Origin of the sequence: Streptomyces sp. TRM68367 (assembly GCF_014495685.1) — a bacterium.
Lineage (GTDB): Bacteria > Actinomycetota > Actinomycetes > Streptomycetales > Streptomycetaceae > Streptomyces.
On the sequence record NZ_JACTVI010000120.1, the window covers coordinates 1 to 21185 of the forward strand.

Annotated in this window: 22 protein-coding genes and 1 pseudogene; 10 read left to right on the forward strand and 13 right to left on the reverse strand. The window is 70.8% G+C overall.

What is annotated here, in order from left to right; all coding sequences use genetic code 11:
• Positions 1 to 134: 134 nt before the first annotated feature.
• Positions 135 to 1202 carry an alpha/beta fold hydrolase gene (locus tag H8R17_RS39835; RefSeq protein ID WP_187828076.1) on the forward strand — a complete coding sequence of 356 codons (1068 nt, stop codon included), beginning with the start codon at positions 135 to 137 and terminating at the stop codon, positions 1200 to 1202.
• Here H8R17_RS39835 and H8R17_RS39840 read toward each other — a convergent pair.
• Positions 1199 to 2092 carry an NYN domain-containing protein gene (locus H8R17_RS39840; protein WP_187828077.1) on the reverse strand — a complete coding sequence of 298 codons (894 nt, stop codon included), beginning with the start codon at positions 2090 to 2092 and terminating at the stop codon, positions 1199 to 1201. The two genes, H8R17_RS39835 and H8R17_RS39840, sit on opposite strands and share 4 nt — an antisense overlap.
• Positions 2093 to 2261: 169 nt before the next feature.
• Between H8R17_RS39840 and H8R17_RS39845 the strand changes: the two genes are divergently transcribed.
• The gene (locus H8R17_RS39845; RefSeq protein WP_187828078.1) at positions 2262 to 2414 is read left to right on the forward strand and encodes a hypothetical protein; all 153 of its coding nucleotides are present in this window, start codon (positions 2262 to 2264) and stop codon (positions 2412 to 2414) included.
• Positions 2415 to 2499: 85 nt separating this feature from the next.
• Here H8R17_RS39845 and H8R17_RS39850 read toward each other — a convergent pair whose 3' ends face one another.
• From H8R17_RS39850 to H8R17_RS39860, 3 genes are all read right to left on the reverse strand, one after another.
• Positions 2500 to 3105 (reverse strand): MarC family protein, encoded by a 606-nt coding sequence (locus tag H8R17_RS39850; protein ID WP_187828079.1) that lies wholly within the window; start codon positions 3103 to 3105, stop codon positions 2500 to 2502.
• Positions 3106 to 3158: 53 nt separating this feature from the next.
• Positions 3159 to 4016, reverse strand: coding sequence for a PHP domain-containing protein (locus H8R17_RS39855; protein WP_187828080.1), 858 nt, complete (start codon positions 4014 to 4016; stop codon positions 3159 to 3161).
• Positions 4017 to 4210: 194 nt separating this feature from the next.
• Entirely contained in the window at positions 4211 to 4852 is a 642-nt protein-coding gene (locus tag H8R17_RS39860) for a DUF6758 family protein (RefSeq protein ID WP_187828081.1), read from the reverse strand.
• 170 nt (positions 4853 to 5022) lie between these two features.
• Between H8R17_RS39860 and H8R17_RS48005 the strand changes: the two are divergent.
• Positions 5023 to 5378 (forward strand): annotated as a pseudogene (locus H8R17_RS48005) (MFS transporter); the annotation flags it as partial.
• Between the two features lie 30 nt (positions 5379 to 5408).
• Here the strand turns inward: H8R17_RS48005 and H8R17_RS39870 are convergent.
• Positions 5409 to 5993: a suppressor of fused domain protein gene (locus tag H8R17_RS39870; RefSeq protein ID WP_187828083.1), complete on the reverse strand. Its 585-nt coding sequence runs from the start codon at positions 5991 to 5993 to the stop codon at positions 5409 to 5411.
• Between the two features lie 522 nt (positions 5994 to 6515).
• Between H8R17_RS39870 and H8R17_RS39875 the strand changes: the two genes are divergently transcribed.
• Together H8R17_RS39875 and H8R17_RS39880 are read left to right on the forward strand one after the other, a co-directional pair.
• Positions 6516 to 7631 (forward strand): magnesium and cobalt transport protein CorA, encoded by a 1116-nt coding sequence (locus H8R17_RS39875; protein WP_187828084.1) that lies wholly within the window; start codon positions 6516 to 6518, stop codon positions 7629 to 7631.
• A gap of 34 nt (positions 7632 to 7665) precedes the next feature.
• The gene (locus tag H8R17_RS39880; RefSeq protein WP_187828085.1) at positions 7666 to 8178 is read left to right on the forward strand and encodes a hypothetical protein; all 513 of its coding nucleotides are present in this window, start codon (positions 7666 to 7668) and stop codon (positions 8176 to 8178) included.
• Positions 8179 to 8545: 367 nt separating this feature from the next.
• Here the strand turns inward: H8R17_RS39880 and H8R17_RS39885 are convergent, their stop codons facing one another.
• Positions 8546 to 9292, reverse strand: a complete 747-nt coding sequence (locus H8R17_RS39885) for a hypothetical protein (RefSeq protein WP_187828086.1) — start codon at positions 9290 to 9292, stop codon at positions 8546 to 8548.
• 241 nt (positions 9293 to 9533) lie between these two features.
• Here H8R17_RS39885 and H8R17_RS39890 point away from each other — a divergent pair, with 241 nt between their 5' ends.
• The 3 genes from H8R17_RS39890 (at position 9534) to H8R17_RS39900 (ending at position 12672) form a co-directional block, all read left to right on the forward strand.
• Positions 9534 to 10817, forward strand: coding sequence for a magnesium transporter MgtE N-terminal domain-containing protein (locus H8R17_RS39890; protein WP_187828087.1), 1284 nt, complete (start codon positions 9534 to 9536; stop codon positions 10815 to 10817).
• Positions 10807 to 11376 (forward strand): DUF1003 domain-containing protein, encoded by a 570-nt coding sequence (locus H8R17_RS39895; protein ID WP_187828088.1) that lies wholly within the window; start codon positions 10807 to 10809, stop codon positions 11374 to 11376. The genes H8R17_RS39890 and H8R17_RS39895 overlap by 11 nt, the downstream gene beginning before the upstream one ends.
• A 138-nt stretch (positions 11377 to 11514) precedes the next feature.
• Positions 11515 to 12672: an Mrp/NBP35 family ATP-binding protein gene (locus tag H8R17_RS39900; protein ID WP_187828089.1), complete on the forward strand. Its 1158-nt coding sequence runs from the start codon at positions 11515 to 11517 to the stop codon at positions 12670 to 12672.
• A gap of 161 nt (positions 12673 to 12833) precedes the next feature.
• On the opposite strand, the gene H8R17_RS39905 is transcribed toward H8R17_RS39900, so the two are convergent.
• From H8R17_RS39905 to sigE, 5 genes are all read right to left on the reverse strand, one after another.
• A complete protein-coding gene (locus tag H8R17_RS39905) occupies positions 12834 to 13505 on the reverse strand; it encodes a hypothetical protein (protein ID WP_187828090.1) in 672 nt (223 codons plus the stop codon).
• A gap of 237 nt (positions 13506 to 13742) precedes the next feature.
• Positions 13743 to 14192: a sec-independent translocase gene (locus H8R17_RS39910; RefSeq protein WP_187828091.1), complete on the reverse strand. Its 450-nt coding sequence runs from the start codon at positions 14190 to 14192 to the stop codon at positions 13743 to 13745.
• A 155-nt stretch (positions 14193 to 14347) separates the two neighbouring features.
• Entirely contained in the window at positions 14348 to 16081 is a 1734-nt protein-coding gene (locus tag H8R17_RS39915; RefSeq protein WP_399477913.1) for a trypsin-like peptidase domain-containing protein, read from the reverse strand.
• Positions 16082 to 16940: 859 nt separating this feature from the next.
• Positions 16941 to 17933: a zf-HC2 domain-containing protein gene (locus tag H8R17_RS39920; protein ID WP_187828093.1), complete on the reverse strand. Its 993-nt coding sequence runs from the start codon at positions 17931 to 17933 to the stop codon at positions 16941 to 16943.
• Complete coding sequence (sigE, locus tag H8R17_RS39925) at positions 17930 to 18631, reverse strand: RNA polymerase sigma factor SigE (protein WP_187828094.1); 702 nt, start codon at positions 18629 to 18631, stop codon at positions 17930 to 17932. Before sigE ends, H8R17_RS39920 begins: the two co-directional genes overlap by 4 nt.
• A 232-nt stretch (positions 18632 to 18863) precedes the next feature.
• On the opposite strand from sigE, the gene H8R17_RS39930 reads away from it, so the two are divergent.
• Entirely contained in the window at positions 18864 to 19562 is a 699-nt protein-coding gene (locus H8R17_RS39930; RefSeq protein WP_316959679.1) for an O-methyltransferase, read from the forward strand.
• 178 nt (positions 19563 to 19740) lie between these two features.
• Here the strand turns inward: H8R17_RS39930 and H8R17_RS39935 are convergent, their stop codons facing one another.
• Entirely contained in the window at positions 19741 to 19908 is a 168-nt protein-coding gene (locus tag H8R17_RS39935; RefSeq protein WP_003966491.1) for a DUF3117 domain-containing protein, read from the reverse strand.
• Positions 19909 to 20052: 144 nt separating this feature from the next.
• Positions 20053 to 20217: a hypothetical protein gene (locus H8R17_RS39940; RefSeq protein ID WP_187828095.1), complete on the reverse strand. Its 165-nt coding sequence runs from the start codon at positions 20215 to 20217 to the stop codon at positions 20053 to 20055.
• Positions 20218 to 20284: 67 nt separating this feature from the next.
• Here H8R17_RS39940 and H8R17_RS39945 point away from each other — a divergent pair, with 67 nt between their 5' ends.
• The gene (locus H8R17_RS39945; RefSeq protein ID WP_187828096.1) at positions 20285 to 21088 is read left to right on the forward strand and encodes an enoyl-CoA hydratase/isomerase family protein; all 804 of its coding nucleotides are present in this window, start codon (positions 20285 to 20287) and stop codon (positions 21086 to 21088) included.
• Positions 21089 to 21185: the final 97 nt, after the last annotated feature.

A 21185-nucleotide genomic window follows, 5' to 3' on the forward strand; every position in this document is an offset into this window, starting at 1 on the left:
ACCTCATCGGACCCGCCCGTGCCGCCGTCCTCCTCACCTCCTCACCTCCTCACCCGACCAGTCCGCGCCCCCAATCCGCACCTCCCCCGCCCCGCCCTCCGCACGTCCCCACCCCAACCCGATACCCTCTGCCCGTGAGCAGGCACGTCACCTTCGCCCCGCCCCCTGGCGCCAGCGCCTACATCCTCCCCACCGCACGCGGTGAGTTCGCCGTCGTCGACTCGCCCGTGGCCGACGGGGTCGAGCCGAAGGGCGTCGCGCTGTTCCTGCCGGGGTTCACCGGGAGCAAGGAGGACTTCACGCTGGTGCACGCGCCGCTCGCGGCACGCGGATACCGCACCGTCGCCGTGGACGGGCGGGGGCAGTTCGAGTCGGACGGGCCGGCCGACGACGAATCCGCCTACGCACAGGGCGAGTTGGCGCGGGACGTCCTCGCGCAGGCCGCAGCCGTCGGCACCCCCCTGCACCTCGTCGGCCACTCACTCGGCGGCCAGATCGCCCGCGCCGCCGTCCTCCTCGCCGCCTCACCCCCGCTCCCTCTCCCCGACCCCGCCTCATCCCTGCCCGCGCCTCCTTCCCGCGCCCCCACCTCATCCACACCCTCGCCCCCGCCCCCCGGCCTCACTTCACCCACACCCTCACGCCCTTCTCTCTCCCCCACCTCATCCGAGCCTGCGCCCTTCTCCCCCAACCCAGCTCCATCCCCCTCACGCCCGCTCCCCTTCCGCTCCCTCACCCTCATCGCCTCCGGCCCCGCCGAAATCTCCGGCCCCCAGCAGCAACGCGTCAAGCTGCTCCGGGACGCGCTGGAAGTGATGTCGATGGAGAAGGTCTGGGAGGCCATCCGGGCCATGGGGCCGCCCGAGGATGTCGGCGGGCCGGCCCGCGGCCCCGGTGGGCCGGAGCAACTGCGGCGCCGTTGGCTGGGCACCAAGCCCGCACAACTACGCGCCACAGGACACCAGTTGTGCACCGAGCCGGACCGCGTCGCCGAACTGTCCGCCGTACCACTGCCGTACCACGTCGTGTCGGGTGAGCGCGACGAGACCTGGCCTGTGCCCCTCCTCGACGACATGGCCCTGCGCCTGCGTGCGCGCCGTACGATCATCCCCGGGGCCGAGCACTCCCCCAACGCCGACCAGCCCCTGCCGACCGCCCGCGCCCTCGCCGACTTCTGGGACAGCGTCGGCAAACCGGCCTAGTACTGCGTCCGCAGGTGTCCCCAGAAACCGTCCCGCAGCGCCCTGCGCAGGTCCGCCTGGCCGCGCAGCGAGTACTGGAGCAGGCTCTCGGCCTCCACGAGCAGGTCCTGGTCCACCGAACCGGGGAGGTAGGGATGCCCGGGCAGCAGCTCGCCCAGCGTCTCCCGGCCCCGCGCCGCCAGCCACTTCGCCGCGATCTGCGCGCCCACGAAGCGGACGTCCTCGCGGCTGGGTCTGGCCGTCGTCGGTTCGTAGGCGGGCGCCGCGCGCCGGGAGACGTACGGCTTGAAGAAGTCGAGGTCGAACGTGCGCTGGCTGTCGACCTCCCAGAGGAGCGGCTCCGCCTGGTTGCGGCCCTCGGGGGCCTCGATGCCCCAGAGGTGGACCCGCGCCCCGTACCCCTGCGCCGCCTCCACCGCCGACACCAGGTCCTCGTCGCCGCCGAGCAGCGCCGCGTCGCTGATGGCGCGGTGCCGGGCCAGGGACTCCAGGTCCGAGCGGATCAGTGAGTCGACGCCCTTCTGCTGGTTGTTGGCGTTGAGATTGCCCAGGCGGACCTTCACGTCCGGCAGCTCGGCGATCGACTGCTGCTCCGCGGTGTGGATGCGGCGCCGCGCACCGTCGTACCAGTAGACCCGCAGCAGCCGGCTGTCCGCGAAGATGGTGCGGGCCCGGTCGATGAACGCGTCGATCAGGCCCTCGGCGTCCAGGTCGAAGGCCCGGCGGTCCTCGGTCCCGGCCACGAGCCGGCCCGCCGCAGCGTAGAGATACCCGGCGTCGACGAAGATCGCATGCGTCGAGGGCGTCTTCGCCACCTCGGCGAGCATGCGCTGCAGCAGCTCGTTCGTGCGGTCGATGCGGGCGCTCAGGGCCGCGAGGTCGTCAGTCATTGTCTCTATTGTCCTGGCGGTCACGCTGCGAACACAACCGGTCCCGGTCAGTCTCGTTCCAGACACTTACCGCTCAGCAATTAGCCGTTCGAAAAATTTCATTAGCGTAGGGAATGTTTGTAACAGGCGACGCGTTGACTGGGACAGAACGACAGACGAAAGGAGAGCGATGCGCTTCGAAATCATGCGACTCGACGACGTCGACGGCACGCCCGTGGACAGCACCGTTGTGGACGCCGCCTCCGTCAACCGGATCGTGCAGCAGGCCGCCGCCATCGGTCAACGCCTCTGGATCCGCCCTGCCGAGACCCCGGCCTCGTAACCCGCGGATCTTCCAAGTTTCGCAAGCCCCCGCACGGCACCGATGCCGTACGGGGGCTTGCGTGTTCAGCGGGGGCTTGCGGGTCTCAGCTGCCCTGGATCACCTGCGTGATCCCGTTGATGATCTGCTGCACCGCGATCGCGGAGAGCATCATGCCCGCGAGCCGGGTCACCAGGACCACGCCGCCGTCCCTGATGACCCGGATGATCAGCAGCGAGTACCGCATCACCAGCCACAGCACCACATGAATGGCGAGGATCGCCGTCCACACGGACAGCTGCATGGCGGCGCTGTCGGCCTTCTGCACGGCGAGGATGACCGACACGATCGCGCCGGGCCCGGCCAGCAGCGGCATGCCGAGGGGTACGAGCGCGACGTTGACGTCCTTGGTCTGCTTCGGCTCGTCCGTCTTGCCGGTGAGCAGGTCGAGGGCGATCAGCAGGAGCAGCAGCCCGCCCGCGATCATCAGCGCGGGCACGGAGACGTGCAGGTAACTGAGGATCTGGTGGCCCAGCAGGCCGAAGAGCGTGATCACACCGCCGGCCACGCAGACGGCCTGGAACGCCATCCGCTTCTGTACCTTGCCGGGCCGTCCGGCGGTGAGCGCGAGGAAGATCGGGGTGATCCCTGGGGGATCCATGATGACAAAAAGGGTCAGGAACAGGGAGCCGAAGACAGCGGCGTCGAACATGGGTGCCTTGCAGAGAAAGGTGCGGGAGAGGGTGGGCGTGCGGAGTGTGAGCCTCAGGCCCCGCCGGTCCCGGGCACCGGAAACGCCCCGGTCGCCCGCCGCGTGATCTCCCCGTACACCTCGGGGTCCGTCGTGTACTCCCCGAGCGCGACCGTCTTCCGGCTGCCGTGGTAGTCACTGGACCCGGTCACCAGGAGTCCCAGCTCCTTCGCCAGCCCGCGCAGCCGCGCGCGGGTGTCGATGTCGTGGTCCATGTGGTCGACCTCGATGCCGTCGAGCCCGGCCGCGGCCATCTCGGCGATCGCGGCCTCCGGCACTGTACGACCGCGCTTGCTGGCGGCCGGGTGCGCGAACACGGCGACGCCGCCCGCGGCCCTGATCAGCCGGATCGCCTCGAAGGGGTCGGTCTCGTGCTTCTCCACGAAGGCCCGGCCGCCGTCGGCCAGCCAGTCCTGGGTGAAGGCGTCGTTCACGGTCGGTACGACACCCAGCTCGACGAGCGCGGTCGCCACGTGCGGACGCCCGACCGACCCGTCCCCGGCGATCCGCGCCACCTGCTCCCACGTGACGGGAACACCGAGCGCCTGGAGCTTGGCGATCATCCCCTTGGCCCGCGGCACCCGGTCGTCCCGGACCAGCTCCCGCTCGGCGAGCAGGGCCGGCTCCTCGGGGTCGAACAGGTAGGCCAGCATGTGCATGCTGATGCCGTCGATACGGCAGGACAGCTCGGCTCCGGTGACCAGGGTGAGCCCCTCGGGCAGCGCACCGAGCGCCTCGGCGTGCCCACGGGTGGTGTCGTGATCGGTCAGCGCGACGACATCGAGCCCGGCAGCAGCAGCCTTACGCACCAGCTCGGCCGGGGCGTCCGTGCCGTCGGAAGCGGTGGAGTGGGTGTGCAGATCGATGCGCACGACGCGAACTCCAGGCGATGACGGTACGGAAGGGAACGCTCAAGGATAACCAGACTTTCGAGCCCCCCGTCACACCCGCACAGCCCAGTCACCCCCTACACACACCACCCTCAAAGGGGGCGCGGGGAACTGCGCGAGCAACCACAACCAACCCTCAGCCGCCCCACAAAGCCAGCCACCCGAGCTCTCAAGCGCTACGGCTCCAGCAACCGCGGCGACAACGCCCCGCAGGGCACCAGTTCCAGCTCGGCCCCGGCATCCCGCAAATCCGTCAGCACCAGCTCGTCGTACATCAACAGCCCGGACTGCTCGGGCCACACCACCGCCCACAGCCACATCCCGAGTGCCTCGCCCGCGAAGACGGCTCGGTCGTACGGACTCCGGGTGACATGCCAGAGCGGCGTAGGACGGCCGGCGGCGAGCACCTTGACCTGGGGCGGCTTCTCGACGTTCATGTACGGCCCCGGGTCCGGACCGTCGATACCCGCGTACCGCGCCCCGAGCCCGACACCGATTTCCTCGGCCACCAGGACCAACTCGCCCATGCCGCCGACCGGTCCGGGCCCGGTACAGGCCACCGCGGTCGCGCGCCCGCCACTGCGGTCGTCCCCGGCACAGGTCACGCCCGTGAACAGCCAGCCGACGGGCAGCGGCCACGGCATCCACACCGGCACCTGCGTGCGGTGCACCACGACGCTGAGAGCCTCGACGCTGGGCGGGATCACGGGCTGCAGCGGATACACGGTGCCGTGCACATCGCACTGCCAGGAGTCGGAAAAGAGTCCGGGAGCCCTGACCCGGCCACCGCACTTCGGGCAACTGGGTTCGCCCCTCATAGGGCCCCACGGTCCTACCCCGGCCCGTCCACGTCAAGGACGATCACCCGTCCGGATGGGAGCCCTTGTGTTAGTCAGGGTCGCTAACATAATACATGCATACGACATCTACTTCCTTGCGTCAGCCCAAGGCGGGCGGCCGCCGGCGCGTCCGTCGTGGCCTTCATGGGGTGCTGGTGCCCGGCTGCGGCGACCACACCACGGCCGTGGTCTGCACGATCCTTTCGGGCGCGGTCATCGGCGTGAACAACACCGTGTACACCGAGCCGGCCCTCGGCGTCTCGGACGCGCCGCGCCCGGTGGCGAGCGCGGGCTACAACTTCGTGCGCTGGTTCGCGGTGGCTGCCGCGCCCGCGCCGAAGTTCGAGGAGTGGACCGACGTGCACGTGCCGTTCGTGGTCGCGGCGGTCACCGCGGTGGCAGGCGCGGTCGTGGTCGTCGTACGGCGCAGGGCGCTCACGCGCGAGGCCGAGGAACTGCAGCCGCGGCACGGAGCCAGGGCGGGGTCACCGTGTTCGCCAACTGACCGATTCCGGCCAGTGGTTGGTGAGCTTGCTCACGCCAGCGGGACGGATGCGCGGGCGGGGTCGCGCAGGTCCGTCCCGTTCGTCAGCCAGCGCTCCTGGAGGGCCTGGGCGCCGTGCACGCGCTTCCAGGCGGCCTCGTTGGGGGTCATCGGCAGCAGCGGCAGGAACCGTACGGGGTCGAGGGGCTCGTCGAGGTCCAGGTCCTCGACCAGGCCACCCGGCTCGCCGACCAGGACGGAGGTGAAAGGGGCGCCGGGCCACAGCGGCCCGCCCACCTCGAGGGAGGCGCCCGGGGCCACGATCACGCCCTCGACCTGCGGGGACGCGGCGAGCACGGCGAGCGGGCGGAGCACCTTGCCGGTGTCGGCGAGGCCGGCCCGGACCGAGAGGAGCAGCTCGGCGCGGGGGCCCTTGACCGGGTCGGCGAGCACCGCCGTGGGATCGGCCATGGGCTGGGCGGACATGCCGAGCGTGGCGTAGCGGACGATGCCCCCCTCGTGGAATCTCAGGACCTCGATACGGTCCGTGCCGAGGAAGGTGACCGCGGCGCGCGCGTCCGGTTCGCCCAGCGCCGTACGCAACCGGGCCTCGACCAGAGGAAGAACATTTGCCATGCCGGGAGCATAGAACTTGTCAGTAGCGGGCAAAGGAGCGCCTTGACATCTCAGTCGGCTGATACTCTTGCCCGGTGGTTCGGGGCAGCACGCAGAAGCGTCGCTATCGAGTCCCGACGTCTTGGAAGACTCCCTTACGGGAACCCCTTCAGGGGTATGGATCGTCCCTCACAGGGGACCGGCCGGAGGAGGTGGGGCTGTCATGGATCGAAGTCGACCGTGTAGTACCACCCGCTCTTCCGGCCGCTGATGTAGCTGCTCTGCTTTCTGGCCGACTGCCACTTCTCGCGTCTCGCGCTCGCGCTTCATGCCGCGTCTTCAACGGAAGAGCATTTCGTCTCGTTTTGCCTGATCTGCCTGATCTTCATCAGTAGCTGAATCAGTAACGAAGCCCGCCACCGCGACGGTGCGGTGCTCCCCGCTTTGTGGACGTGCCAAACATCCGTGGTCCCGACGTCCTCATTCCGGGCAGTTCCAGCCGTCGTCGGCGTCTTTCGTTGCTCGCCCGCGAAGGAGCCAGCCATGTCGATGATCCGCGACCTGCGTGCCGTGGTCCGTCCGTCCCGTGTGTCGCTACGCAAGGACGGCGGCGCATACGACAGCACGCGCGCCCCCGGGACGGCCTCCGCCGTCGTCGACTGCGCCGTCTACCGCGACGGCCGCCGTATCCACGCCGACCAGCCGCTCACCCCGCAAGAGGCGATGCGCCGGGTGCGGCGCGACGGAGGCTTCGTGTGGATCGGTCTGCACGAGCCGACCGAGGCCGAATTCTCCGGTATCGCCAGTGAGTTCGGGCTGCACCCGCTGGCCGTGGAGGACGCGGTGCAGGCCCACCAGCGCCCCAAGCTGGAGCGCTACGACGACTCCCTGTTCACCGTCTTCAAGACCATCCACTACGTCGAGCACGAGCAGTTCGACGCCAACAGCGAGGTCGTCGAGACCGGCGAGGTAATGTGCTTCACCGGCCGGGACTTCTTCATCACCGTCCGGCACGGCGGGCAGGGCTCCCTGCGGGCGCTCAGGCACCGCCTCCAGGACGACCCGGAACTGCTCGCCAAGGGCCCGTCGGCCGTGCTGCACGCCATCGCCGACCATGTCGTGGACGGGTACATCGCGGTGGCCGACGCGGTGCAGGACGACATCGACGAGGTGGAGACGGAGGTGTTCTCGCTCGGCCGCAAGGGCACGCCGCGCGGTACGGACGCCAGCCGGATCTACCAACTCAAGCGTGAGGTGCTGGAGTTCAAGCGGGCGGTGTCGCCGCTGCTGCGGCCGATGCAACTGCTGAGCGAGCGGCCGATGCGGCTGATCGACCCGGACATCCAGAAGTACTTCCGGGATGTCGCCGACCACCTCGCCCGGGTGCAGGAGCAGGTCCTCGGCTTCGACGAACTGCTGAACTCCATCCTCCAGGCCAACCTCGCGCAGGCGTCCGTGGCGCAGAACGAGGACATGCGGAAGATCACGTCCTGGGCCGCGATCATCGCCGTGCCGACGATGGTGTGCGGGGTGTACGGCATGAACTTCGACTACATGCCCGAGCTGGCGTGGAAGTACGGCTATCCGCTGGTCCTGGGCGTCACGGTGACCATCTGCCTGGGCATCCACCGGATGCTGAAACGGAACGGCTGGCTGTGAGGGCGCCCGGATTCCGCCTGGTTAGGCTGGGCTCATGACAAGCGAGCTGCTCGACCGGGCCCTCGTCGAGGAGGCCACGAAGAAGTCCGGCCTCATCTGGGTCAAGGGGCACGGGGTGCCGGCGCGTGCGCTGTGGCACGTGTGGCACGAGGGTGCGGCGTGCGTGGTCGGTGACGGGCTGGGCGAACAGCCGCTGCCGGGGCTGGCCGACGGGGCCGTGGCCGAGGTGACCGTGCGCAGCAAGGACAAAGGGGGCCGGCTGGTCTCCTGGGCGGCGAAAGTCGTGGAGCTGACGCCGGGGTCCGAGGAGTGGGCGGCGGCGGTCGCCGACCTCAAGGGCAAGCGGCTGAACGCGCCCGACGGGGAGGCGATGCCGGAGCGCTGGGCACGCGAGTGCCGGGTGCTGCGGCTGGAGCCGACGGGTACGACAGCGCCGCTGCCTTCCGGCAGCCTGGCCGAGGCGCCGCTGCCGACACCGGCGACGACACGCGAGCCGATTCCGGCCGGGTTGCCACGGTTGCTAATGAAACGACGCAAGCGCAGGTAGGGGTTGCGCCGGGTTCGGCACCGCCGAACTGCGCCACCGTGGCTGAGCGCCGTTGCGGCGGAGGGGAGCGAACCGGCGGGCTGGGGTGAACTGGCGGGTGAGAGGGCCGGGACCGCGGACCGACGGCAAAGGGGCCGGGGGTGCGGATCGGCGGGTGAAAGTGCCGGGAATTGCTCGCGGCACGCCAGTTCGCCACTCACTGTCCCCGGCACACCATCCGCCGACTCACTGCCCGAAGCACACCCACCTTCCGGCTCTCCGCCCCCGCCCCACGCCAGTTGATCTGATCCGCCGCGACGGTGCTCAGCCACCACGGTGGTGGCCGGCGGGGCCGGACCGGCCGTAAGCCCGGGCGGGGTGGCGTCGGCTACGACGTCGGAAGCTGCTTGCCGTAGTCCACCGTCTCGTTCTTCTTCGGCTTCCCCAAGGGGAAGTCCTGGCCCCACGCCGAGAAGGCGAGGGTGCCCGCGCTGCCGGCGCGGACCAGGCGGAGGGGGTACGGCTTGCCCTCCAGGGAGACGTCCAGGGTGCCGCCGGAGCCCTTGTCGCCGGAGATGCGGATGGTGCGGACGCCCGCCTGCTCATGGTGGCCGTCCGTCTCCACCGTGCCGTGCAGCGTCAGCAGACCGTCGAGGAGGACGTCCTTGTCCGTGAACCCGCTGAACTTCTTGTACGCAGGATCGCCCTGCGGCACCTTGACGTACTTGCCGCCCAGCTTGTCCGCGGCCGCGTCACCGTCCCCGCCCTTGCCGTCCCCCGGACTCCAGAAGTCCGCGTGGGCCTTCAGATACAGCTGCTCACCGACCCGCAGCAGCTGGAACGTTCCCCCCTCCACGGTGACCGACCCCCTGCCACCGTCCGATTTCAGGCGCATGTCGAGTTTGTATGTGCGTCCACTGGTGACCACGTCCCCCGAGAGCCGCACAGCGTCGACCGAGGCGGCGGCCGCTCGGGTCTTGGCCTGGATCTGGCCGGCGGGCAGCTTGCCCACCCCGTTGGTGCCCGCGTTCGGATCCTCGCTGCACCCCGTGAGCCCCGTACCCGTCACGACCAGTGCGCACATCGCGCTCACCAGCGCGGCCCGGCGGGTACGGCCCTGGGAAATCGCAGTCACGGAAGGGGCTGCCTTTCTGCACGGGTGTCGTGATCGGCGTACCGCAGAGTACCGGTGCCGCAAGGCCCGGGCGGCGCCCGACCGTCCGGACCCTCCACCAGGGCGTATCCGATCGGTACGGGCTAGCCTGAAGCCCACCCGAGCGGGCAATTCGGAAAACACGCACAGGACAAAGGCGCACCCCACCAAGGCGCACAGGACACCTCCCAGCACGAACCCCGCACACAAAGGAAGCACAACCATGGCAGCGGCCGCCCCCCGGATCTTCGTCTCGCACCTTTCCGGTGTCGCCGTCTTCGAACCGAACGGCGACCAGGTGGGCCGTGTACGCGATCTCGTCGTGATGCTGCGGGTCGGCCGGCGACCGCCGAGGCTGCTCGGCCTGGTCGTCGAACTCGCCACGCGCCGCCGCATCTTCCTGCCCATGACCCGGGTGACCGGCATCCAGTCCGGCCAGGTCCTCAGCACCGGCGTCCTCAACGTCCGCCGCTTCGAGCAGCGTCCCACCGAACGCCTCGTCTTCGGGGAACTGCTCGACCGGCGTGTCACGCTCGTCGAGACCGGCGAGGAGGTCACCGTCCTCGACCTGTCGGTGCATCAGCTGCCCGCCCGCCGGGAGTGGGAGATCGACCGGGTGTTCGTACGGAAGGGGAAGAAGGGCGGCGCCTTCCGCCGCGGCAAGGGCGAGACGCTGACCGTCGAGTGGTCCGACGTCACCGGCTTCTCCCTGGAGGAGCACGGACAGGGCGCCGAGAGCCTGCTCGCCACCTTCGAGCAGCTGCGCCCCGCCGACCTCGCCAATGTCCTGCACCACCTCTCCCCCAAGCGCCGCGCCGAGGTCGCCGCCGCCCTCGACGACGACCGGCTCGCCGACGTCCTGGAGGAGCTGCCGGAGGACGACCAGATCGAGATCCTCGGCAAGCTGAAGGAGGAGCGCGCCGCGGACGTCCTGGAGGCGATGGACCCGGACGACGCGGCCGACCTGCTCAGCGAACTGCCGGAGGAGGAGCAGGAGCGGCTGCTGAGCCTGATGCAGCCCGGCGACGCGGCCGACATGCGCCGCCTGATGTCGTACGAGGAGCGCACGGCCGGCGGCCTGATGACCACCGAGCCGATCGTGCTGCGGCCCGACGCCACCGTCGCCGACGCGCTCGCCCGCGTCCGCAACCCCGACCTGTCCCCCGCCCTCGCCGCCCAGGTCTACGTCTGCCGCCCGCCCGACGAGACACCGACCGGCAAGTACCTCGGCACGGTCCACTTCCAGCGCCTGCTGCGCGACCCGCCGTACACGCTGGTCAGCGCGATCGTCGACGACGATCTGCAACCCCTGGCGCCGGACGCCGGGCTGCCGGTGGTCGCCGGGTTCTTCGCTGCGTACGACATGGTCGCGGCGCCCGTCGTCGACGAGGCGGGCTCGCTGCTGGGCGTGGTCACCGTGGACGACGTACTGGACCACATGCTGCCGGAGGACTGGCGGGAGACGGAGTTCCACCTGGACGAGGAGGTGGCCGGCGATGGTGCCTGAGCGCGAGACCGTACGCGAGCGCATGCCGTCGGGCGCCACGGCCGCCACCCGGCCGCGCACCGCCCGCCTGGACCAGCCGCGCCCGCGGCGGCCGAGGCTGCTGCCCGAGTACGACCCGGAGGCCTTCGGACGGCTGTCGGAGCGGATCGCCCGCTTCATCGGCACCGGGCGGTTCCTGGTCTGGATGACGGTCGTGATCATCGTCTGGATCGCCTGGAACACCCTCATGCCGCGGGACGTGCGCTTCGACGAGTACCCGTTCATCTTCCTGACGCTCGCGCTGTCCCTGCAGGCCTCCTACGCGGCTCCGCTGATCCTGCTCGCGCAGAACCGGCAGGACGACCGCGCCCGGATCGACCTCGAACAGGACCGCAGGTCGAACGAGCGGTCCATCGCGGACACCGAGTACCTGACCCGCGAGATCGCCGCGCTGCGCGTCGGCCTGGGCGAGGTCGCCACCCGGGACTGGATGCGATCCGAGCTCCAGGACCTCCTGAAGGAGATCGAGGAGCATCGGACCTCCACCGCGCAGGAAGACGGTTTCCGGCGGCGATCGTGAGCGCCGTACCATCGTCCTTGTGACTCCGCCCCTCCCCAAGGAGCGGCTTCCCATGTGAACGCGTCCGCGTCCCATGGCGGACAAGCCCTGCCTGGCGCCTCACGGCTCAGGCGGGAGACGAGTAGCGAAGGAAGACCTATGGCTGCCGACAAGCCGGGTTCCACCCCTACGAATGACGCCGTGCACGCAGCGCTCGCGACGGTGAACGACCCCGAGATCCACAAGCCCATCACCGAGCTCGGGATGGTCAAATCCGTGGAGATCGGCGCGGACGGAGCGGTCGCGGTCACCGTCTACCTGACGGTCTCGGGCTGCCCGATGCGGGAGACGATCACGCAGCGCGTGACCGAGGCGGTCTCCCGCGTCGAGGGCGTCACGCGCGTCGACGTCACGCTCGACGTGATGAGCGACGAGCAGCGCCGCGAGCTGACTGCCGCCCTGCGCGGCGGCCAGGCCGAGCGCGAGGTCCCGTTCGCCAAGCCGGGCTCGCTCACGCGCGTGTACGCGGTCGCCTCCGGCAAGGGCGGCGTCGGCAAGTCCTCGGTGACGGTGAACCTGGCGGCGGCGATGGCGGCCGACGGCCTGAAGGTCGGGGTCGTGGACGCCGACATCTACGGCCACAGCGTGCCGCGCATGCTGGGCGCGGACGGCCGCCCGACCCAGGTCGAGAACATGATCATGCCGCCGTCCGCCAACGGCGTGAAGGTCATCTCGATCGGCATGTTCACGCCGGGCAATGCGCCCGTCGTCTGGCGCGGCCCGATGCTCCACCGCGCCCTCCAGCAGTTCCTGGCGGACGTGTACTGGGGTGACCTGGACGTCCTCCTCCTCGACCTCCCGCCCGGCACCGGCGACATCGCGATCTCCGTGGCCCAGCTGGTCCCGAACGCCGAGATCCTGGTCGTCACCACGCCCCAGCAGGCCTCGGCCGAGGTCGCCGAGCGCGCCGGCTCCATCGCCGTCCAGACTCACCAGAAGATCGTCGGGGTGGTCGAGAACATGTCCGGCCTGCCCTGCCCGCACTGCGGCGAGATGGTCGACGTCTTCGGCACGGGCGGCGGCCAGGTCGTCGCCGACGGCCTGACCCGTACGACGGGTACGTCCGTCCCGGTCCTCGGCAACATCCCCATCGACGTCCGCCTCCGCGAGGGCGGCGACGAGGGCAAGCCGGTGGTCCTGACAGACCCGGACTCCGCAGCGGGCTCCGCACTGCGTGCCATCGCGGGGAAGCTCGGGGGACGCCAGCGAGGCCTTGCGGGACTGTCCCTGGGCATCACCCCAAGGAACAAGTTCTAACCAGCCAACCCAAGGGGCAGCGCCCCGTAAGGGGCGCGGGGCTGTCTCGATATGCGGCTCCGCCGCGTGAGCGCGAGCAACCACAACGAACCCGCAGCCGCCCGAACCCCCGGACCCCTACGGCGAGGGGGCGCCGCAATCCCAACGGCGCCCCCCCTCAGTCAGGCGTAAGCCGTGATGTCCTTAACCACGGCGAACCCCAACCCGTACGCACTCATACCGCGCCCGTACGCCCCCACGTGCACCCCCGCCTGAGTCGAACCGGCAAGCACCCACCCGAACTCGGATTCACGGTAGTGAAACTCCGCCGGCACCCCGTCCACCGGAAGGGACAGCCGAGACCACGCCGGCCCCGACAGATCGTCGGCCAAGACCCACGCCGTCTCCGTCTGCTGCTCCAGCCAGTCGTCCCGCAGCGCATGATCCATCTGCCCCGGCCAGGTGAAGGACAACAGCCCCACCCCCGCAAGCCACGCCGCCGACGACACCGACGTGGCCTCCAACAGCCCCGTCCCGTCCGCACTGCGCCGTACCGGATTCGCCGCGACGGTCACGACGACCGCGAACTTATTCTTCGCGTCGTGCTCTCCCCCCGCCGCGTACTCGTTGCGCACCGTGGGCTCGTCACCGTGCCCGATCGACCCGTGTTCCACCGCCCCGTCGGCCGTCGTACCGACCTGCATCAGCCAGCGCGGCCCCGTGAAGGCCTCGTCGAGGCCGTACCACGGGAAGGGCGCGCGCAGGTAGCCGTCAACCGTGCGCCGGGCGGAGGGGACCTGCTGTCCGCCCTCCGCGGCCGGCGCCTGTGCGACTGCCCGACTCGTCGTCTCCATGTGCCCGGACGCCTCCTCGCTCTCGTCGGACCGACTGCGGCCCGCCCCCCTTCGGGCGGCGTTGCTTGTTCGCGTACGGCCCGCACAACAACTCGGCAGCATAGCCACACCGCTCCGGGCAGCAGCGAAACCAACGGGTGCGTGGGTCGCCCGGACGCCGTGTTCAGGCCTTGCGCAGCCCGGGCGGCCTATGAAACGCATCACGTGCGCCGGGGGCGTACGCCCCCGGCTCGCGGCTCAGGTGGCGTCCGCGTCGTAGGGCGGGCGCTCGTCCCGGGCGGGGCTCTCGGGCTTCTTCGTCATGTCGACGCGGCCACCGGACGAGCCTGCGGCGCCCGCCGAGGAGGAGGTGGACGGCTCGGTGTCGCGGCTGTGGACCGCGTCCGTGACCTCGGCCATCTCCTTCTTCAGGTCGAAGCCGTTGCGGAGCTCCTTGAGCCCCAGCTCGTCGTTGTCCAGCTGCTTGCGGATGAACGTCTTGGGGTTGAGGTCCTCGAACTCGAAGTCCTTGTACTCCGGCCCCAGTTCCTGCCGGATGTCCTGCTTGGCGCTCTCGGAGAACTCACGGATCTTCCGGACCGTGCGCATCACGTCCTGGATGACCTTCGGGAGCTTGTCCGGACCGAAGATGAGCACGGCGAGGACGACGAGCGTCACCAGCTCTAGCGGTCCTATGTCATTGAACACCTGAAGCTCCTTGCGATGTCCTCGGTCCTCGGCCCTCGGTGGTCTGGTCGTCCGTGGTCCGGGCCGCAACCACGGTACCCGGCGATCCCGTACGACCGGTACTGTCCCGAGGGCTCCGAATCCGGGTACGCGTGCGGTTTTCCGGGTTGTTTGCCTCAGTCACCGCCGACGGACCCGAGCACCAGAGAAACCTTCCTCTCCTTGCCGCCGCGCTCCAGGGTCAGCTCGAGGCGGTCGCCGGGGCGGTGGGCGCGGGTCTTGACGATGAGTTCCTCACCCGAGTGGACGCGCTGGCCGTCGACCTGGGTGATGACGTCGCCCGGCTTGATGCCCGCCTTGGCGCCGGGGCCGCCGGAGACGACCGGCGGGCCGCCGCCGCTGCCCTTCGTGCCGACGCGGGCGCCGTCGCCGGAGTAGTCCATGTCGAGGGTGATGCCGATGACCGGGTGGGTCGCCCGGCCGGTGTTGATCAGCTCTTCGGCGACGCGCTTGCCCTGGTTGATGGGGATGGCGAAGCCGAGCCCTATCGAGCCGGACTGGCTGCTGTCCAGGTCGGAGCCGCTGTCGGCGGAGCGTATGGCGGAGTTGATGCCGATGACGTGGGCCTGGGCGTCGAGGAGGGGGCCGCCGGAGTTGCCCGGGTTGATGGGCGCGTCGGTCTGCAGGGCGTCGACGTACGACACGTCGCTTCCGTCGCCCTTCTCGCCGCCCGCCGTGATGGGCCGCTCCTTGGCGCTGATGATGCCGGAGGTGACGGTGCCGGCGAGGTCGAAGGGGGCGCCGATGGCGACGACGGGGTCGCCCACCTGGACGTTGTCGGAGTTGCCGAGGGGCAGCGGGGTGAGCCCGCTGACTCCGCGGACCTGCACGACGGCGAGGTCGTATCCGCTGTCGCGGCCGACGACCTCAGCCTTGGCGGTCTCGCCGCCGTTGAAGGTCACGGAGATCTCGCCGCCCGCGCCGGCGGGTGCCACGACGTGGTTGTTGGTGAGGATGTGGCCCCGGTCGTCGAGTACGAACCCGGTGCCGGTGCCCTGCTCCTCGCTGCCGCTGACGTGCAGGGTGACGACGCTGGGCAGGGCACGGGCGGCGATCCCGGCCACACTGTCCTCGGCCCGCCCGGCCGGCGCCTTCCCGGCCTGCGGCAACTCGACGCCGCCCACACCGCCGTTCCGCTCCAGATACACCCCTACGGCGCCGCCGACGCCCCCGGACACGAGAGCGAGCAGCACAGCACCGACAACAAGCGCCCTCCTCCCCCGCCGACGCCTCTGCTCCACACCGGCCACCGCGGCCCCGCTCTGCTGAAGCGCCCCGGTCACCGCCCAGGGGTCATAGCGCTGCCAGGGATCGGCGGCGGGGGTGCCCAGGGCCGACGGCGCGTCGGGGAAGGACGCACCGTGAGCCGACGACATGGGCACGCCCTGCGCGGGAGACGGCACGGGTCCGGCCTGGGCAGGAGGCGGCACGGGTCCGGCCAGCGCTGGAGGCGTCACGGGTCCGCCCTGGTCTGGAGACGGCACGGCACCCTGCGCCGGAGGAAACACCGGCGCGCCCTGCGTCGGAGGCGCTACCGGCGCGCTCTGGCTCCGAGGCGGCACGGGCGCCCCCGGCGCGGGAGGCGGCACCGGCGCCCCGTGCGTCGTCGGAGGGTCCGCCGGGATCGCGGTGCCCTGCGCCGGCGCCACCGCCGGGTGCTGGACGGGCGGCGCGGGGGCCCAGGGTCCCGGTTCGCCGTACGGCGGGGTGCTGTACGGGTCGGGATCATGCAGGGGCCTGGGCGCCTCGGCGCCGGGTGCGCCGGGTGCGCCGGGTGCGCCGGGTGCGCCGGGTGCGCCGGGTGCGCCGGGTGCGCCGGGTGCGCCGGGTGCGCCGGGTGGGGAGGTCACGGCCGGCACAGAGGCCTGGGGAGACGGGGAAGAGTCGGTCGGCACGGAGTCCTCGGCCGACGAGGAAGAGCCGACCGGCACAGAGGTCCGAGCCGATGAGGAGGAACCGGCCGGCTCGGAGGCCTCGGCTGACGAGGACGAAGCGCTCGTCTCGGAGGAACCGTCCGACGTGGAAGATCCAGCCGACGACGCGGGCACCGCCGACGCAGTCACGGCATCACCAGTGCCGTCCGACGCCGACACCCCGGCAGCAGTCGCCGCGCCGTCCTCGCCCGACGCGACATCGCCCTCGCCACCGCTCCGCCACACCGCAGGCCGCTCCAACTCGAAGTCGCCCCCGTCATCACCACTGCCGCGCACCGCCTCCGGCCGCACCAGCTCAAAGTCCCCGTCACCCGAAACGGAACCCGCGGCCAAGCCCTCGCCCTCAGTCCCCGAACGCGACGCGGCGCCCACAGCTGCGCCGGAGCCTCGGCCCCGGGCCGAATCCATCACATGCCCCGGCGCCGCGACCATGCCCTCGGCTACACCCTCCGTCGGCGCCCCCGGCACCGCACTCCCGCCCCCGCCCCCGGCACCGGCGCCCGGCGCTGTCGTGGGCGGCTCCAGGTGCTGCTCGTGCTGTTCGGAAGGGGGCTGCGTCCGAGGACGGCTCCACCACTTCGCCTTCGTGGGCTTCCCCTCGTTCATGCTCTCCCCACAGCTGGCCACGGCACGGCTCGTCGCGGTGCCCGCACGTCAACGACTCCGTCGGCGCTGCCGGCCTCCGGGGCGCCACGGCTCGTGTCGAGGGCACCGTCGGCGGCCGTGTGCGCCACACCGGATTCAATCAGTTCGCGGCCCGCCGCGCAGAGGCCGGTCAGTGGGCCATGCGGGACGCCGCGGAGGTGGTGGGCGTCGGCGTGCCGTCGGGGACGGGCGCGGCGAGCAGACCGGGAGCCTTGAGATGAGAGAGCGTCGAACCGGCGGTCAGGGTCACCGGCTGCGCCGCCGTGAGCGGACGTATCAGCGGGGACATCGCGGCGGCACCGGCCACCACCGGCGCGGTCAGCGCATGCAGGGCCTGCTGCTCGTGCGGCACGGCGGGCGCCGGCATCCCGGGCAGCAGCGGCGCGGACGCCTCGGTCGGGGCGACCGGGGTGTCCCCGAGGGTTACCTGGCCCTGCCCCTGCCCGAGCAGCGGCACGCCACCGCGCCGACGCTGGGACTCGGGCGTCGCCGTGCCCATGCCCTGCGTCCGCATCGGCGTCACATTGCTGCCGGAACCGGAGCCGCGCGCCTCTGTGTCGGTCGGCGCCCCGGCCGTGACCCCGCCCAGCGCGATCGCGGCCAGCGACACCGCCCCGGCGGCCACGAACGCGAACCGCAGCCCGCGTGAGGCCGACCGGTCGGACTCGTGCCGGCTGACGTCATGGATGCGGAAGCCACGGTGGAGTGACGAGGGGCGCAGAACGGGTGTGTGCGGCCGGGCGGGCGCGTACTCGAACTCGAACCGCTCGCCCCGCTTCACACCGAAGACTCCGGAGGTCCCGAACCGTCCGGACACCCCCCCGGGAAGTCCTCCCCCGCCCAGCGGCGGGCCACCGGCGTCCGGGTCACCTCCCGCGGGGAGCCCCTGGAGGCGGGCCAGGAGGCTCTCGGAGGGCGGCGGCGGGGCCGCCTCCGCGAAGACGTTCTTCAGACGGCGCTGGGCGTCGACCTCCGCCTTGCACTTCGGGCAGGTCGCCACATGCGCCAGCACACGCTCACGCGCGTCATGACCGAGCTCTCCGTCCACCAGGGCGGAGAGTCGGTCTCCCAGATGCTGCTCAGCGAGGTGTCCCTCGGAGGATTTCGGCCGTGATCCGCTCACGCGCTCGCGCCCCCTCCCCCCAGTGCGGGAACACGGGCCGCGAAGGAGCGGCGCCCGGCCCGCGCCTCCGGGGCGCGGTGCGCGAGGGCCTTGCGCAGCTGGGAGCGGCCACGGTGGATCCGGGACCGGACCGTGCCGAGCTTGACGCCGAGGGTCGCGGCGATCTCCTCGTACGACAGTCCTTCGATGTCGCACAGGACGACGGCGGCGCGGAACTCGGGCGCGAGGGTGTCGAGGGCCTGCTGGACGTCGGCGTCGAAGTGCGCGTCGTTGAAGACCTGCTGTGGCGTTGGCTCGCGGCTGGGCAGCCGCTCGGCCGCGTCGTCGCCCAGCGCGTCGAAACGGATGCGCTGCTTGCGGCGGACCATGTCCAGGAAGAGGTTGGTGGTGATGCGGTGCAGCCAGCCCTCGAAGGTGCCCGGAGAGTACGTCGACAGCGAGCGGAAGACGCGGACGAAGACCTCCTGGGTCAGGTCCTCGGCGTCGTGCTGGTTGCCGGTGAGGCGGTAGGCGAGGCGGTAGACCCGGCCGCTGTGCGTGCTGACGATCTCCTCCCAGGTGGGCGGAGTCCACGCCTGCCCGTCCGCGTCGGTGGAGAAGGTCGCGGTCTGGGCTCGGTCAGCGGCGTGGCTGTGGTCAGCAGCGGTGTCGTTCACGGATTTCGGCCTGCCCGCCGACCCGAGAAAGCGCCGTAGCACTCGCCTCCGGCCTCCAGGCGCAGCCGCACCTCCCCTGTTGGCTCTGGTGGTGTCCAGTGGAGCCCCTACCATAGCCACCTCGCCCGTTAGCTCCGGATAAGCGGTTTTACGAGAATTTGATCTGGGCTGACACGCCTCGTGCGGCTGCGTCTGCACTTGCTCGGAGCCCTGCTCCATCCCATACCCCCCGTCGCGGCCGTCAGCACTCACACCCCTTTAAACGACCGGTCCCATCTGCGGGTTCCCGCCGCCAACGGATACAGTCACGCCCAGGCACACACGGGGACAGGAGAGGGTCATTACCGGCAACCGGCAGACGAGCTGGGCGTTCGCCGACGCCTATGTCGCCGAGGACGACGCGCTGCGCTGGGCCCGCGACCGGGCCCTTGAGGCAGGTCTGCGCTCGGTGTCGCCCGGCACGGGCGCCGCGCTGCGGTTGCTGGCCGCCTCCGTCGAGGCGAAGGCGGTCGCGGAGATCGGGACCGGGACCGGCGTCTCCGGGATCAATCTGCTGCACGGTATGCGGCCGGACGGGGTCCTCACCACCGTAGACCCCGAGCCGGAGCACCAGCAGTTCGCCCGCCAGGCCTTCCGCGCCTCCGGCTTCGCCAGCAACCGGGCCCGCTTCATCCCGGGCCGCGCCCTGGACGTGCTGCCCCGACTCGCGGACGCCGGCTATGACCTGGTGTTCTGCGACGGCGACCGGCTGGAGTACCTCGACTATCTCGCTGAATCGTTGCGCCTGCTGCGGCCCGGCGGGCTGGTCGCGTTCGAGGGCGCGTTCGCCCACGGCCGGACCGTGGACTCCGGGCCCCAGCCCACGGAGGTGCTGCGGCTGCGGGAGCTGCTGCGCGCGGTGCGGGAGAGCCAGGAACTGGTGCCGTCACTGCTGCCGGTGGGCGACGGACTGCTGTGCGCGGTCAAACGGTAACCCTCCGTGGAAACGCCGAAAGGCCGGGAAAGTCGCGAGAGCCGGGAAGACCGGGAGCACGGGAAGACGGGGAAAGCGGGGGAAGCGAGGGAAGAGGAATACGGGCGCGCGCGGAAAAACAGCGCCCCGGCACCATGTGCGGCACCGGGGCGACTGAAAGGGTATGGTCGCTTGCGCGTCAGCCGACGACCTTCTTGAGAGCGTCGCCGAGCGCGTCGGCCTCGTCCGGGGTCAGCTCGACGACGAGCCGACCGCCGCCTTCGAGCGGAACGCGCATGACGATGCCCCGCCCCTCCTTGGTCACCTCGAGCGGGCCATCGCCCGTCCGCGGCTTCATGGCCGCCATGCTCGTTCCCCTTCCTGAAACCAGCTCATCGTCTAAGCCGACGGCCCCTTGAAGGGCACGCGTCATCCGTGGGACACGCGACACCGGCATCGAACACATTGCTTCCAAGCCATTATCCCGCATCTCAGGACCCGATGACCAACATCAGTCGGCATCGCTTGGGCAACGCGCGCGAGCAAAACCACTCAATTCGGCGATGTGGCTGCGATACTGCACCGCCGTACACAGTTCCGCCGAACGGATACGGACCAGAATTCTTTGACGCAGGTCACATGTCCGGCACGGGCCGTGGGCGGTGATCTCCGTCATGCTGTCCTCCAGACACGGGACGTACCCGCCGGTACGTCCCCGGGCCGCGACACGGAGGGGATACGCCATGGCCGATACCGTGCTCTACGAGGTGAGCGACGGGCTCGCGACGATCACGCTGAACCGCCCGGAGGCGATGAACGCGCTGAACATCGAGACCAAGGTCGCCCTCCGGGACGCGGTCCGGTCCGCGGTGGACGACGTCGCCGTACGGGCGGTGCTGCTGACCGCCGCCGGTGACCGGGCGTTCTGCGTGGGTCAGGACCTCAAGGAGCACATCGGGCTGCTGGCCGCCGACCGGGAGGCCGGATCGGGGCAGACCATGACCACGGTGCGCGAGCACTACAACCCGGTCGTGCAGGCGCTGGCGGGGGCGCGCAAACCGGTGGTCGCCGCGGTGAACGGGGTTGCGGCCGGGGCGGGTCTCGGTTTCGCGCTGGCGGCGGACTATCGGGTGGTGGCGGAGACGGCGGCGTTCAACACGTCGTTCGCGGGTGTGGCGCTGACGGCGGACTCCGGGATCTCGTGGACGCTGCCGCGGGTGGTGGGGCCGGGGCGGGCGGCCGACCTGCTGCTGTTCCCGCGGAACATCTCGGCCCAGGAGGCGTACGAGTTGGGCATCGCGAACCGGGTGGTTCCGGCGGGTGCGCTGCGCGGTGAGGGCGAGAAGGTGGCACGGGCGTTGGCCGAGGGGCCGACTGTGGCGTACGCGGCGATCAAGGAGTCCGTGGCGTACGGGTTGACGCACTCTCTGGCGGAGACCCTGGAGAAGGAGGACGAGTTGCAGACGCGGGCGGGGGCCTCGGAGGATCACGCGATCGCGGTGCGGGCGTTTGTGAACAAGGAGAAGCCGAAGTATTTGGGGCGCTGAGCTCGGGACTGGGGCCTGTCGATGAATTAGTGGGTTTCTTGCGGTAGTTGGGCTCGTTGATGCGGTATGGGTCGCTTCGATGAGTTGATCGGTTCGT

Bases quoted from the DNA above. Each gene is read 5' to 3' on its own strand.
- H8R17_RS39840 (WP_187828077.1), bottom strand. From the start codon at position 2,092: ATGACTGACGACCTCGCGGCCCTGAGCGCCCGCATCGACCGCACGAAC.
- H8R17_RS39845 (WP_187828078.1), top strand. From the start codon at position 2,262: ATGCGCTTCGAAATCATGCGACTCGACGACGTCGACGGCACGCCCGTG.
- H8R17_RS39850 (WP_187828079.1), bottom strand. From the start codon at position 3,105: ATGTTCGACGCCGCTGTCTTCGGCTCCCTGTTCCTGACCCTTTTTGTC.
- H8R17_RS39860 (WP_187828081.1), bottom strand. From the start codon at position 4,852: ATGAGGGGCGAACCCAGTTGCCCGAAGTGCGGTGGCCGGGTCAGGGCT.
- H8R17_RS39870 (WP_187828083.1), bottom strand. From the start codon at position 5,993: ATGGCAAATGTTCTTCCTCTGGTCGAGGCCCGGTTGCGTACGGCGCTG.
- H8R17_RS39875 (WP_187828084.1), top strand. From the start codon at position 6,516: ATGTCGATGATCCGCGACCTGCGTGCCGTGGTCCGTCCGTCCCGTGTG.
- H8R17_RS39880 (WP_187828085.1), top strand. From the start codon at position 7,666: ATGACAAGCGAGCTGCTCGACCGGGCCCTCGTCGAGGAGGCCACGAAG.
- H8R17_RS39890 (WP_187828087.1), top strand. From the start codon at position 9,534: ATGGCAGCGGCCGCCCCCCGGATCTTCGTCTCGCACCTTTCCGGTGTC.
- H8R17_RS39895 (WP_187828088.1), top strand. From the start codon at position 10,807: ATGGTGCCTGAGCGCGAGACCGTACGCGAGCGCATGCCGTCGGGCGCC.
- H8R17_RS39900 (WP_187828089.1), top strand. From the start codon at position 11,515: ATGGCTGCCGACAAGCCGGGTTCCACCCCTACGAATGACGCCGTGCAC.
- H8R17_RS39905 (WP_187828090.1), bottom strand. From the start codon at position 13,505: ATGGAGACGACGAGTCGGGCAGTCGCACAGGCGCCGGCCGCGGAGGGC.
- H8R17_RS39935 (WP_003966491.1), bottom strand. From the start codon at position 19,908: ATGGCGGCCATGAAGCCGCGGACGGGCGATGGCCCGCTCGAGGTGACC.
- H8R17_RS39940 (WP_187828095.1), bottom strand. From the start codon at position 20,217: ATGACGGAGATCACCGCCCACGGCCCGTGCCGGACATGTGACCTGCGT.
- H8R17_RS39945 (WP_187828096.1), top strand. From the start codon at position 20,285: ATGGCCGATACCGTGCTCTACGAGGTGAGCGACGGGCTCGCGACGATC.